This is a genomic window from Niabella terrae, from assembly GCF_054783135.1.
In genome coordinates this window covers 239,074-253,510 of the sequence record NZ_BAAGRD010000012.1, presented here as the reverse complement: position 1 = coordinate 253,510, position 14,437 = coordinate 239,074, and the positions used below count along the sequence as shown (strand labels likewise).

General features: G+C 47.9%; 9 protein-coding genes and 1 other RNA gene. 8 read left to right on the top strand and 2 right to left on the bottom strand.

Annotated elements, in window-relative coordinates:
* Positions 1-94: 94 nt before the first annotated feature.
* Complete coding sequence (locus tag ACYVI9_RS14040) at positions 95-1,549, top strand: sulfatase family protein (RefSeq protein ID WP_460765454.1); 1,455 nt, start codon at positions 95-97, stop codon at positions 1,547-1,549.
* A gap of 145 nt (positions 1,550-1,694) precedes the next feature.
* Here the strand turns inward: ACYVI9_RS14040 and ACYVI9_RS14035 are convergent, their stop codons facing one another.
* Positions 1,695-2,456: a response regulator transcription factor gene (locus ACYVI9_RS14035; protein WP_460765452.1), complete on the bottom strand. Its 762-nt coding sequence runs from the start codon at positions 2,454-2,456 to the stop codon at positions 1,695-1,697.
* Between the two features lie 4 nt (positions 2,457-2,460).
* A complete protein-coding gene (locus ACYVI9_RS14030; RefSeq protein ID WP_460765450.1) occupies positions 2,461-5,643 on the bottom strand; it encodes a ligand-binding sensor domain-containing protein in 3,183 nt (1,060 codons plus the stop codon).
* A gap of 223 nt (positions 5,644-5,866) precedes the next feature.
* Here ACYVI9_RS14030 and ACYVI9_RS14025 point away from each other — a divergent pair, with 223 nt between their 5' ends.
* The 7 genes from ACYVI9_RS14025 to ACYVI9_RS13995 all read left to right on the top strand — a co-directional run bounded on the left by ACYVI9_RS14025 (position 5,867) and on the right by ACYVI9_RS13995 (position 14,419).
* On the top strand, positions 5,867-7,363 hold the full coding sequence (locus tag ACYVI9_RS14025; RefSeq protein WP_460765448.1) for a glycoside hydrolase family 43 protein: 1,497 nt from the start codon (positions 5,867-5,869) through the stop codon (positions 7,361-7,363).
* Positions 7,364-7,424: 61 nt separating this feature from the next.
* Positions 7,425-8,531 carry a glycoside hydrolase family 88/105 protein gene (locus tag ACYVI9_RS14020; protein ID WP_460765446.1) on the top strand — a complete coding sequence of 369 codons (1,107 nt, stop codon included), beginning with the start codon at positions 7,425-7,427 and terminating at the stop codon, positions 8,529-8,531.
* Positions 8,532-9,245: 714 nt separating this feature from the next.
* Positions 9,246-11,489: a nitric-oxide reductase large subunit gene (locus ACYVI9_RS14015; RefSeq protein WP_460765444.1), complete on the top strand. Its 2,244-nt coding sequence runs from the start codon at positions 9,246-9,248 to the stop codon at positions 11,487-11,489.
* 38 nt (positions 11,490-11,527) lie between these two features.
* An RNA gene (gene rnpB / locus ACYVI9_RS14010) (RNase P RNA component class A) lies at positions 11,528-11,906 on the top strand.
* Between the two features lie 112 nt (positions 11,907-12,018).
* On the top strand, positions 12,019-13,161 hold the full coding sequence (locus tag ACYVI9_RS14005; protein ID WP_460765442.1) for an esterase-like activity of phytase family protein: 1,143 nt from the start codon (positions 12,019-12,021) through the stop codon (positions 13,159-13,161).
* 146 nt (positions 13,162-13,307) lie between these two features.
* Complete coding sequence (locus ACYVI9_RS14000; RefSeq protein ID WP_460765440.1) at positions 13,308-14,186, top strand: SPFH domain-containing protein; 879 nt, start codon at positions 13,308-13,310, stop codon at positions 14,184-14,186.
* 47 nt (positions 14,187-14,233) lie between these two features.
* The gene (locus ACYVI9_RS13995; RefSeq protein WP_460765438.1) at positions 14,234-14,419 is read left to right on the top strand and encodes a type II toxin-antitoxin system antitoxin; all 186 of its coding nucleotides are present in this window, start codon (positions 14,234-14,236) and stop codon (positions 14,417-14,419) included.
* Positions 14,420-14,437: the final 18 nt, after the last annotated feature.

Here is a 14,437-nt window from a genome sequence, read left to right as displayed (position 1 = left end):
GTTATTCAAACGGAGATTTGCCAGTTCGGTCTATGCGGCGTACGGGGCCCTGTCATATTATTTTTGTAAAACAGTCGATAAAACCTATCCGAAAATGAAGTTTGTTTTTGTCTTCTTACTTGCGCTTCCATTCTATGTTCTTGCCGGGGAGAAACCAGCGCCCCCCAATATACTGTTCTGTCTGGCAGATGACTGGGGATGGCCCTTTGCCGGTGCTTATGGTGACAAAGCAATAAAGACTCCCAATTTTGACCGATTGGCAAGAGAAGGAGTGTTATTTGAACATGCCTTTGTGTCCAGCCCTTCATGCACACCCAGTCGAAATTCTTTTTTAACCGGGAAATATCACTGGCAATTGCAGTCAGGGGCTAATTTATGGAGCACCCTGCCTGAAAAGCATCAAAGTTTTATCCATCTGCTGAACGCACAGGGCTACCTGATTGGGCGCACCAAGGCCAAGACCTGGGGCCCCGGAAGTCTGGACAATTGGATCGCGGCACATGGTAAGCATCCCTCTGGAAAAGGGTATAACAGTTTCCGGGATTTTTTAGATAGTACTCAGGCGGGCCAAAAGCCCTTTTTCTTTTGGTTGGGCACCGCTGACCCCCACCGGCCTTATGTAAAGGGATCGGGTGCCAAAAGCGGGATAGACCTGTCAGATGTTTTTCTTTTTGATCATTATCCAGAATCGGACATCGTGCGTAGTGATGTGGCTGATTATTATTTTGAGGTGCAGCGCTGGGACCGGCTGGTGGGAAAGGCAATAGATGAATTGGAGCGGCGCGGTTTATTGGACAATACCATTATTATAATGACGGGTGACCACGGGATGCCTTTTCCCAGGTGTAAGGGCAATTTGTACGATTCAGGCGTCCGTGTCCCCTTCGCCGTCCGATGGGGATCGGTGGTGGCGACCGGTCGTCAGGTGGAGGATTTTATTTCTTTTGCAGACATTGCACCTACACTTCTCGAAGCTGCCGGAGTCCGACCACCTGCTGATATGACCGGACGAAGCTTTCTGGACTTGTTGCAATCCGAAAAGAGCGGTTGGATTGATTCAGTACATCGGTCAGACGTCGTTTTTGGCCGAGAGCGGCATACATTGGCTCAGGAACGACCCAGCCAAAGCGGATACCCCTCCCGCGCTTACAGAACCAGAGATTTTCTTTATATCCGCAATTACGAGCCTGACCTTTGGCCGGCAGGTACCTGGAAAGAAAGCCTGAGTACGGTTGGAAGATATGCAGATTGCGATAACGGTCCGACCAAGAACTATATATTGGACAACAAAGACAAAAATGAGGAACTGCATCGCATATATCAGCTTTGTTTTGCTAAAAGACCCGCTGAAGAACTCTATGATTTAAACAAAGATCCGGGGCAGCTGCGTAATTTGGCATCCCTGGCCCCGTATAAAAAACAATTACAAGTGATGAGGGACCGTCTGCAAAAAAAACTGGATCAACTGGAGGATCCCAGGGCCCGGAATCCTCATTATCAGGGGTTTTATGAATATCCCTATCTGGGCAATAGTATCAGGAAAAATTAACTGGTAGTGGGTTCCGTTGTATGGAACAGATTTGCAAAGCCATTTCTGGTATATATTAAGTCTGACCTAAATGGTCTGTTTGCGGAATAATTGACTGTGAGAAGGTATCGGATGTGCTCATAGTTTCTATGAGCCGAACCTATTATCAAACCTTTGGTAGTGAATTAAAGTAAGCGACCGGAGACATATTGAAGTACTTTTGAAAATTACGACTGAACAGACTTTGGGAGGAGTAACCGGTCATTTTTGAAATCTCGTAGAGCGAGTATTCGTTTTCTGCAATCAGTCCCGCTGCTTTTTTTAGCCGGGTAATATCAATGAGTTCTTTGGGTGATAGTGAGGACAGGGATTTAATTTTTCTGTAAAAAGTTGTTCGGCTCATAAACATATGCTCGGCCAGCATATCAATATCGATATTCGGATTCTTGATATTTTCATGAATATAATCGTCCAGTTTTTTTAAAAAAGCTTCATCGGTTTTGGAATGTGCCATGACCCGGACATCGTCAAAGGGGGAACTTGCAAAATGATCTTTTATTTTTCTTCTGTTTCTGAGCAGATTGCTGATCTGCACCTGCAGGAGTTCCAGTGAAAAAGGTTTCTGGATATAGGCGTCGGCGCCCACTTCCAGTCCTTCGATATGTGCCTGGTAGGTATTCTTTGAGGTTAGTAATATGATGGGGATATGACAGTATTCTACATTGGACTTAATGGTTGAACAGAGTTCAAACCCGTCCATGCCCGGCATCATAATATCCGAAATGATCAAGTGAATGATTTCCTTGCTGAGTATTTGTTGAGCAATGGCCGCATCAGCAGCCAGTTGTACTTTAAAGTTATCGCCCAGGGCCACGGACAGAAAATCCAGGATATCTTCGTTATCGTCAATAACAAGAATCGTTTCCATTGTACTAATTAATCTTTTTCCAACTACCTAACTGGAATTCAATTTCCTGATGGATCGGAAGTTTCAGTTCAAAGATAATTAAATCCTGCTTTCCGGACAGGAGTGTCAGGGTGCCCTTATGCAACTCTGTAAGTGATCTGGCAAGAGATAGACCGATCCCTGTACCTGGCTGATCTGCAGCACGCAGCCGTACAAACGGGTCAAAAATCTGCTTCGCGAATTCATCCGGAATGGCCTTGCCGTCATTATGGAAACGGATCCTAAAGTGGGACCTCATTTCCTGGTCCATATCGAGGTGCAGGTCGACTTTTTCCGCGGCATATTTAACCCCATTGGAAGTCAGGTTGGTCACTATCTTTATAAATGCTTCGCGGTCCACGAATGCCATTATGGGCAGTTCAGGAAGTTGTATCCCAATTTCGATGCCTTTGGATTCTGCCTGCTGACGGAACCCACCGGCGATATCGGTAATGATGGCGCCAATATCTGTTTTAACGAAATTCAGACTAAACTGATTGGCTTCTGTCTTGCGAAAATCCAGCAACTGGGTCGTCAGGCTCACCAGACGATGGGTGTTTTTTTCAGCAATGCTTAGGCTTTTACTGATTTTAGGATCATCCCCGAATTTTTTGCGAAGCAATTCTATTGGCCCGGATATCAGGGTGAGCGGTGTCTGGATTTCATGCGTAATATGGGTGAAAAATTCTATTTTGGACTGATAGATTTCTTTTTCCTTTTCCAGTTCAAAAAGCTGCATTTTTCCGGCCTGGCGTTTTTCCTGATAACGATGATAATACCTAAGGGCGAGATATAAAAGGCCCAGGAATGCCAGTAGATAAAAGACATACGCCGTGCGTGTTCTCCAGATGGGAGGCAGGATATGAATGTACAAGGTTCTTTTTTGTCCTTCCCAGGTGCCGATATTACTTTCGGCCTGTACGATGAATTCATATCTGCCCGGTGCCAGATCGGTAAAATAGGCATTCCGGTTGCTGGTCAGATAGGTCCATTCTTTGTCCAATCCGTTCAGCCTGTATTTGTAACGGGTGACTTCCGGCGCGGAAAAATTAACGGCGGCAAATTCAACACTGAAATTGTTCTGATTGTATTGAAGGGTTATTGTATCGGTATATAAAATGGATTTTCGCAGCGGGCTTTTTTCTGCGTCCGGTAATACTTCTTTATTATTGATCTGAAAACCTGTGATATACATAGGAGGACTGGGTTCTTTCTGGTCGAATGCCGCCGGATCGAAGCCAATCATACCTTTTACAGATCCAAAATACAGCCTGCCATTCGAATGCTTGTAGGCAGAATTATAATTAAACTGATCGGTAATCAATCCATTGGCGCGGGTATAGACCCTGATCTGCTCATTACGCAGGTTCAGGCGTACCAGTCCCTTGAGTGAACTGATCCAGAGATGTTTTGCGTCATCTTCCAGGATGCTGTACAATACGTTGGTGGGCAGTCCTTCCTCAGTAGTAAATCTTTTGGTTGTTTTCCAATCAGGGCTCATTTTAATCAAACCGCCCCCTGTTGTGGCGAACCAGAGGTTGTGATCGCTGTCTTCAAAAATACTGTGTACAGCAAATTCATTGACCGGTCTGCTACTGTCGGTGTGACCAAAGCGGAAGTTGCCGGTTTTGCCGGTATGGGGATTGTAATAGTAGACACCCTGGGTTACGCTTCCCGTCCAGATATTGCCCCGGGAATCCTCAAAGATATCAAAGACATAGGAGTTATAAGGGATCTCTTTGATCCTGCGGAAAGTCTTCAGAATGGGATCGAATTCAAAAAGGCCGGATCCCCGGTAGGCCGTACCGATCAATAGTTTTCCTTCCCGGGTCCGGAAGATGGAAATTATAAAGTCACTCACCTGATCTCCTTCGGAGCCGATCAGTTTAAATCGATCCGTAATGTAGCCGGTTTTCATATCCATAATTTCCAGACCCTGAAGGAATGGACCAATGTACAGCTGATCACCTACGGCCAACAGGCCATGGATATTGGAATAGGAGATGGCACCCTGTTCTCCCGTAGCCCGATATTGCCGGAAATTGCCGGTGGAAAGGTCCAACCGGTTCAGGCCTGCATCTTCGGTCCCGATCCAGAGATGGCCGTTATTGTCCGCACAGATTTCCCGAACGGCTTCACCGGATATTGAATTAAAACCCGGCACCGGATAATATTTTTCGAAACGTGCATTGTCCTTAGAGTAGTAATTGAGGCCACCGAAAAAAGTACCTGCCCACATGCTGCCACGTCTGTCCCGACAAACGGTATAAACGGCATTGTCACCAATCGCATAAGGGTCTCCGGCCCGCTTTTTCAACTGCCTGCGCGTGTTATATTGCAGGTCGTAAATATAGATGCCTGATTCAGTAGCGATCCAAAACTGATCCCGTTCTCCCCGGGTAATATCACGTACGTATATATCGCTATGATCTGTTTCTAATACCAGGTCACGGACGGTACCCGTTTTCGTATTGTAGAGTTTCAGTCCCTGTTTAAAACAACCGACCAGCAGTTGATGGTCGTCAATCGGATATATTTTACTGATCGATCGGGAGTTGGCCGGGACCTCAGTGGACACGATTCTGATCTTATTTTCCGAGCCCGCATTCGGTTCGTACCTATATATGGTGCCGTCGTTTTCGCCGATCCACAAATGGTCATTGTCGTCCAGGGCGATACAGGAAGCCGAAATCTTCAATGCTTCTATCCGTCTGGCGACCGGGTCATACCGGTATAGACTGTAATTGATCAGAAACCACAAATTATTCCGGCGATCAATGATCAGGTTACTGGTATAAGACTGAGGACAGGAATCGGGTTGCAAGAATTTTTCCTGATAGGGGTTGTATTGAAACAAACCTTTTCCGGTGCCGATCCAGATCAGGCCATTCTGGTCTTCTGCCAGACTGTTAATAATATTGTTGCCGATTGAGCCCAGGCGATTTTTGGCATTTACAAAAGTTTTAAAAGTGTAACCGTCAAATCGGTTAAGTCCGCCCCGGGTACCGATCCATAACAATCCGGTGCGATCCTGGATAACAGCAGTCACGGAATTGTGTACCAGCCCGTCATCCACCCGGTAATGTTTAAAATAGTATTGACCCGCTAATGTTGTCGAAAAAAGCAGCGCCGCTGGCAGCAACAGGCAGGAAAATCGCAGGAATCTCATATTCTTGATTCAAAAATATAGCATTCGAATCGAAAACCCGGGCCGGAGCAATGCTGCGGCAGGCAAAAAACACCTAAATTGATACGAATCGTCAAAATATTGAACAAGCAATTCATAAGTACTTTGCTTTCTTTGGCGATTATTTTAATTGTTTACCTGACATACCCTGATGATTCAGGAGGCGGCACCCGAGGTATACGGGCCACCTGTTAAAGATGCATATATGATGAGAATTCGATGGGCTGCCGTTCTGTTTTTGATTTTCCATTTTAGCGCAACTGGTGCGCAACAATTGGTATTGCCCGGTGATCACGCCGATCCCTCAGTTGTCCGTATAGGGGATCGTTACTGGGCTGCGGGGACTACTTCCAACTGGTTTCCTGCCTTTCCCCTCTATCAATCCGAAGATCTTATACATTGGGAGGCAGCAGGTCATGTTTTTACCAGTAAGCCGGACTGGGTGGACCATTATATGTGGGCTCCGGAGATCAGTTATGATAAAGGAAAGGTCTATATGTATTATACTGCCCGTAAGAAGGGGGGCAGCCTCTGCATCGCTGCGGCAGTTGCCGACCGACCAGAAGGACCCTATACCGACCTGGGCCCTTTGATCTGTCAGGAAGATGGTTCTATAGACGCTTTTGCCGTTCGTGATGAAAAAGGCGTTTTATACATGATCTGGAAAGAAGATGGAAACAGCAAAGGCAAACCGACGCCCATCTGGGCGGCGAAAATGCGGGAGGATCGCAGGGGATTAATTGGTGCGCCGCAGGAGTTATTCAGAGCAGATCAGGCCTGGGAAAAAGGCCTGGTAGAAGGGGTTTCGATACTCCGCCACGGAGATTATTTTTATGCCCTGTATGCAGGCGCCGCCTGCTGTGGCCGCAGTTGTAGTTATGGAACGGGCGTGGCACGCTCCAGAAACCTGTTGGGGCCCTGGGAGAAATATGCCGGCAATCCGGTTTTAAGTGATGGCCCTGACTGGACTTGCCCGGGTCACGGAACGCCCGTAATGCGCGCCGACAAATTTTTCTACCTCTATCACGGCTACAGTACCCAAAGCAGGAATTTTGGTGGTCGCCAGGGACTGTTGAATGAATTTGCGTTTACAAAGGATGGATGGCTCCGTTTTTCCAATAACACACAATATGGGAAGCTGACCGTTCCCTCCATGATCAAAGATGATTTTCCCAATGTTCAACTTGCCACGGGCTGGCATTGGAGTATATTCAGGGACATCCGTTATAAAATCGCCCACCAGACCCTGGAGCTGGAGGCTTCTCCCAGGCCCGCGGGGGCACATATCGGTCAGGCCATTCGCTGGTCGGATTATGGCGCTTCAGTGACATGGCTTTCGAAATCCACGGCGGCCTCAGGTCTCGCACTGATCGGTGATGATAATAATATTTTATACGCGGCTGTTCATAATGATACCCTGCAACTGATACAGGTGACCAAAGGCAAACCCACGCTGTTGGCTGAAAAGCGAGTTCATACATCATCTTCAATAAAGCTTAAACTGGAAGTGCGTGACAACAGCCAGGTGAAATTTTACTTTCAGGTGGGTAAGGCTGCATTTCAGTTATTGAACCGGCAGCCGGCGGATATTAGCCAGATGCCGCCCTGGGACCGGGCCATCCGGGTGGGGCTTATTGCAAAAGGAAACAAGAACCAGTCAGGTTACTTTAAAGCATTCAGCATGTACCGGCTAAAAGGATAGATCAGGACTTCGGAGACCTGACCTGGCATGCCAACAGTTTTTCTAAGATAAATAATGTCATATGAAATTTCAAAAACTTGTTATTGTTTTATTATTGCTGCAAACCCAGTTATTGCCGGCGCAGAAAAATTCATTGAAAGATTTTCCGGCAGGCTATCAGCCTGAGGAGATCGGTACCCTGCTCGCTTATCGCTTCGTGTATGCCAAACATGCTTTACATGGTGGTAAATGGATCAGTTATCCCGAAACATTTTACTGGAAAGGCGCCCTGGAGTTTGCGCGGCTGACCGGGAACGAAAGACTGTTCGGATTTCTGCAACGTCGCTTCCGCATACTGCGCGACAAAGAGCAGCAATTGCTACCGCCCAAGAATCATGTCGACCTGAATATGTTTGGGAGTTTACCGCTCAGTCTTTGGTCCCTGACCCGGAAAAAGGAATATCTCGACCTGGGACTTCCCTATGCAAATAGCCAGTGGCAGGTTCCTGACAACGCTGGCTCCGGACAGAAAGCCTGGGCAGAAAAGGGATACAGCTGGCAAACCCGGCTCTGGATCGATGATATGTATATGATTACGATCCTGCAGACCCAGGCCTATAAGGCCACCCGTGACCCGCAGTATCTCGATCGTGCCGCCAAAGAAATGGCTTTGTACCTGACCGAATTACAACGTCCTAACGGGCTATTTTACCATGCACCTGACGTGCCATTTTACTGGGGGCGCGGTAATGGTTGGATGGCAGCAGGAATCACCGAATTACTGCGTTATTTACCCAAATCACATTCGTACTATCCGGTCATCATGAAGGGTTATCACAAAATGATGGAGAGCCTGAAAGACCACCAGCGGCCCGACGGCATGTGGGGCCAGCTGATTGACAAAGCAGATTGCTGGGCAGAGACATCAGGAAGCGCCATGTTTACCTATGCATTTATAACAGGCGTTAAGAAGGGCTGGCTGGACAGCCGCCAATACGGTCCTGCTGCCCGGAAAGCCTGGATGGCGATGGTTTCTTATATAGACAGCAAAGGTGCTGTATCTGAAGTCTGTGTAGGAACCAATAAGAAAAATGATCTTCAGTATTATTATGACCGGCCCCGTCATACGGGAGACTACCATGGTCAGGCACCTTATCTATGGTGCGTCAATGCCCTGCTGGAAAAATAACCAGGTGAAAGTCTGATAGCTATTGTCTGCGGTACTGATTCCTGTATTTTGCGGGCGGTACACCCATGAGTTTTTAAGGAAGCCTGGGTGCGGGTAATACAGAGAAGGCCCGTGGCTGCTTTACTCAGGTTTGCCAATTCGATGTCTCCCATCCGGGTGCCCTGCTGCACCTGCGCTTAATGGAAACGGATTTACTGTTCGATCTGCAGGGGCAATCCAGGTAGGCGAGCTGGTGGAGTACCACTGTATCCACTGTTAAGGGTTTGCCGGGACAGATGGCCATGCGCTGCCTTCTGAATCCTACGCTCTCGTCATTTTTGTCGAAGGCCAGGGTTAGGGTCTACGCAGCGGCCATCTGAAATCTTAACGTCAATGCGGTGAAGGTTTTGGCATCCCGCCTGTTTTTTGCAACTCCTTATTTTGTTCTGCTAGGGTTTACAAAAGAATTTTTATAAATTTGAGTTAGAGATTTTTATTTTTTGAGTTATCGCCACCTAACGCTATATAGGCAACGCGTTTCTTTACTTTTTGCCGGAAAATGGTGCGTTGGGACATCCTTTTCATCTCTGTGCTGCTTGCAGTGAGAAAAGTACTTATCGGGTGGGGGAGAAGCAACACAATTAAAAGTAGGTAAAGTAAGATACTGAAAATAACGCAGATGCCCGGATTCCAGCCGTCAGTCTGCTCTAATTGTTTCACTCAAAAACAATGATCATGACGCCCAAAAAACTCTGGATTGCCCTTAGTGCAGTTATTGCCTTTTCTTTTGTTATCCTTATTTTCTACGGAACTGAAATCTATCGTAAAATACCGCCGGTTCCCGACCGTATTGTAACGACCGGTGGAACGGTATTAGCGACCGGTAAGGATATCCGGGATGGTCAGAATGTCTGGCAATCCATCGGGGGACAAACGGTGGGTAGTATCTGGGGGCATGGTGCCTATATTGCTCCGGACTGGACGGCCGACTACCTGCACCGGGAGGCTGAATTGTTATTGGTAGAACTGGCAAAAAAAGATGGCATTGATTTCAGTAAATTACCAGATGACGAGCAGGCACGTTACCAGGTTCGGCTTAAATCTGAATTACGTACCAATACATTGAACCCTGAAACGAAGGAGATCGTTTTCAGTGAGGAGCGGGCAGAAGTATTCAGGCTGCTGGCCGATTATTATGCCCGGCTCTTTATGAATGATCCTCAAATGGCGACAGTCAGGGAAAATTATGCGATTCCTGTCAACACAATTAAGGACAGTGCCCGTATGGCAAAAATGCATGCTTTTTTTGCATGGTGTACCTGGGTTTGTGTTACCGAACGTCCTGAATCCGAAGTGAGCTATACGAATAACTGGCCCCATGATGAACAGGTGGGTAATATCCCGCCGCCTTCACTGCACCTCTGGTCCGGATTTAGTGTGCTGTTGCTCCTGGCTGGTGTCGGACTCCTGGTATTCTACCATGCCAAAAATAAGGAGGAGGAAATCAGCGAACAAATGCCGCCGGAAGATCCTTTGAGAAGTATGAAACCGACGCCTTCGATGCGGGCGACATTAAAGTATATCTGGGTGGTGGCATTGCTGATTTTAATCCAGATGCTTGCGGGTGTGATCACCGCCCATTATGGTGTGGAGGGCAGCGCCTTTTACGGGATTCCGCTGGATAAATTTTTACCACAGTCCATTTCCAGAAGCTGGCATGTGCAACTGGCCATTTTCTGGATTGCAACTTCCTGGCTCGCGACAGGGCTCTACATTGCACCTGCGGTCTCAGGGTACGAGCCCAGGTATCAGAAACTGGGCGTGAACGTACTATTTGTCGCGCTGTTGATCGTCGTATTCGGTTCCATGACCGGACAATGGCTGGGCGTCATGCAAAAACTGGGTATGGTCGACAATTTCCTCTGGGGCCAGCAGGGATACGAGTATGTGGAACTGGGCCGGGTTTGGCAGGCCCTCTTGCTGGTGGGGCTGGTACTGTGGCTGGTGCTGATGATCCGGGCACTGATGCCCGCGCTTCGCCGTAAAGACGAAAACCGGCACCTGTTGCTATTGTTCGTGCTGGCATCGGTTGCTATTGCCCTTTTCTATGGTGCCGGCATGATGTACGGCCGCCAGACCCACCTGGCCATTGTGGAATACTGGCGCTGGTGGGTGGTTCACCTCTGGGTTGAAGGCTTTTTCGAAGTTTTTGCCACAGTGGTTGCGGCATTTCTATTTACACGACTGGGGCTGTTGCGCCTCAAATCTGCTACCATTGCCGTACTGTTCTCCACGATCATATTTTTAAGCGGTGGTATCGTCGGTACCTTCCATCATTTATATTTCAGTGCAACACCCACCGGTGTTCTGGCGCTGGGTGCTTCATTCAGTGCACTGGAAATTGTACCCTTGGTGCTGATTGGATATGAAGCCTATCAGAATTATCAGTTAAGCAAATCGTCAAAATGGATCCAGGCTTATAAATGGCCCATCTATTGTTTTATCGCCATGTCTTTCTGGAATTTTTTAGGCGCCGGTATTTTTGGGTTTGCCATCAATCCGCCCATTGCCCTGTACTATATTCAGGGGCTCAATACAACGGCTGTGCATGGTCATGCGGCGCTTTTTGGCGTCTATGGTATCCTGGGGATCGGCCTGATGATGTTTATTCTGAGAGGCCTGTATCCCGACCGGCAGTGGAATGATAAGCTGATAGGCTGGGCATTCTGGCTGATCAATATCGGCTTATTTGTCATGGTCACGATCAGTATGCTGCCTATTGGGATTATGCAGGCGGTAGCCTCCATACAGGAAGGCTACTGGTATGCGCGGTCCGCTGCTTTTATGCAGACTGATATCATGAAAGTTTTGCGGTGGGCCCGGGTGCCTGGCGATACCGTACTGGCCCTGGGAGAACTATTGCTCGTGATATTTATAATAGGCCTGAAAACCGGCTGGTCCCTGAAGGAGAAAAGGTAAGGAGTAAAGAGGTCCGGCAGAGTCTGTATCTTTGCAGGGTTACAGGCCAGGCTATCGCTCCTGCTTTCAGCAGGGGAGGAAAGTCCGGACAGCATAGGGCAGCGCACCGGTGAATAGCCGGGTGTTCCGTTCAGGAGCAATAGAAAGTGCCACAGAAAATAACTACCCTGCAAAGGGAAAAGGTGAAAATGTGAGGTAAGAGCTCACGGAAGCGGACAGTAATGGCTGCTTCGGGTAAACCTTGTGTGCTGAAATGCCATGTATACTGAAGCAGAAGCGGCCCGTTTCAAATCCGTCTCCGGACGGATACTTCAGAGGGTAGGCAGATTGACTGCCGGCAGTAATGCCGGTGGCAGATAAATGATAGCCATCCGCCCCCGGCGGGTACAGAATCCGGCTTATCGGCCTGTAACATTTTAAATTTTTCCAAAGCGCATATGCTGACGCAGCCCTCCCGGTACCAAAAAAACGGGACTGTGGTGAGCCTGAAACAATAACCCTAGATTTGCGGGACCACAATCAAAGGACTATGCGTTATCTGATTCTGATATCCATTCTACTATTGAGCGCCTGTGCGGGCCAGCGGCGGCTATCTGCAATACCGGAAAATGAGCTGCGGGTTTCCGCTGTCAGGTTTTTGGACGAATACCGGATCCCCTATGAACAACAGTTCCGGCAAACCTGGGTAGGCGGGCTCTCGGGCATTGATTATGACCGGGAATCGGACCATTATTTCCTGATATGCGACGAACGGTCGGCGACCAGCGCTGCCAGATTTTACACCGCTTCTATTGTGACCCGGGGATATACCATTGATACCATTCTTTTCCAGGACATGGGTATACTTCGCGATAGCAGGCAGGACAGTTTTCCGGCCCTGAAAAAAGATCCGGCCCGGGCTGCTGATCCGGAGTCGATCCGCTATCATCCCCCCTCAAAAACCCTGGTATGGAGTAGCGAAGGCGATAAGGCAGAACGTGGCGGACAGCGGATCTATCAGAATCCCTGGATTTATCAGATGGATATCAGGGGTGGATTTATGGACAATTTTATCCTGCCTGAAAATTTACATATGCAGGTTGCCGATCGGGGTGCACGGGAGAATGCTGCCCTCGAGGGGTTGAGTTTTTCGCGCGACTACAGGTATTTATGGGCCAGTATGGAAGGGCCGATTTATGAAGATGGTCCCCTGGCGACTGCAGCGGATGCCGGTGCACCGGTTCGTTTTACCCAATTTGACTGGGTGACAAAAAAGCCCCTAATGCAATTTGCGTACCCGCTGGATGCCGTAGCCCATAAACCCGTACCGGCAGACGCTTTTAATGTCAATGGTGTTTCCGAGATCCTGAATATCGGCGGTCACCGCTTTCTGGTGCTGGAACGTTCCTTTTCAACCGGTACAGCCGGTTGTGTCATCAAACTTTATCTGGCTGATTTCTCGGCCGCAACCAATGTAATGGATTTTTCCAGCCTCCTGCAGCCTACCTATACACCTGCTTCCAAACGCCTGCTGTTAGACTTCAGTCAATTGGACAGACTGATAGACAATGTGGAAGGGATAACTCTCGGTCCGCGCCTGCCCAATGGGCATTACAGTCTGGTGCTGATTGCCGATAATAATTTTAATGCCAGCGAACCGCAACAGGTGTTCCTGCTGGAAATGATTCCCTGATCACTCCAAAAGATTAGGATAGGGTCGGACGATCGGTCGGCCCGCTGCCTGGCTTTGCGCAGGCGGATGCATTTTTATGCCGGGTCTTGTTTTTTCAACTGATTTCATATATCTTTATGATATCATTTTAATATCAAAAAATTCATATGGAAAAAAATTTAAAACCTATTTCAGGATACTTTACGATTCTGATTGCATTGGCATTACTTGCCTTCGGCATTTATTGTTTCTTTGCTTATCTTAACCCGGATGGAGGGCGTAACACAGCTTATGTTATTCTGGGATTTCTCGCTTTATTGACTTTCTTTTTTCTGCTGAAAGGCCTGATGATTATCCAGCCCAACCATTCCCGGGTCCTTACTTTTTTTGGAAAATATGTGGGTACGGTAAAAGAAAACGGTCTGTTTTTTATCAATCCGCTGTATTCAACCTATAAACTCAGTCTCCGGGCGCAGAACTTTCAGGGACAGACCCTGAAGGTAAACGACAAAATGGGTAATCCCATTGAAATTGGTGCGGTGATTGTATGGCGGGTGAACGATACTTACAAAGCCGCTTTCGAGGTAGCCAGCTATTCCGACTATGTCCGTACCCAGAGCGAAGCCGCTATCCGGCACCTGGCGGTCAGTTTTCCTTACGACAACCTGGAAGACGAACATGCCGATATTACGCTCAGGGATGGAACTGATAAGGTCAATGAGATACTGGTGCAAGAGTTGGGGGAGCGCCTTGATGCAGCCGGCATCCTGGTAATGGAGGCCCGGATCAGCCACCTGGCTTATGCATCGGAAATTGCCGGTGCGATGTTGCAAAGACAGCAGGCGACCGCTATTGTCGCTGCCAGAACGAAAATTGTGGAAGGTGCGGTCGGCATGGTGGACCTGGCTTTGAAGAAACTGTCTGAAGAGAATATCGTGGAACTGGATGACGAACGAAAAGCCGCCATGGTCAGCAACCTGATGGTCGTACTTTGTGGCGAGAAAGCCGCCACACCGATTTTAAATGCGGGTACATTATATCAATAGCAGGCGGAAATATTTTTGGATGAACCTCCTTCATAAGATTAGAAGTTTTGAGTGATAAAAAGAGTTTTATATTAAGGATAGATACCCAGACCTACGGGTTGCTGGAAAAATGGGCATCGGATGATTTCAGAAGCGTCAACGGACAAATAGAATACCTGCTCAATATAGCCCTGCAGAAAGCCGGTCGGCAAAAGCCATTGAAAAAGAGCCAGACGCCAAGCGGGAAAAAATAATTATCTTTCGGCAAATTA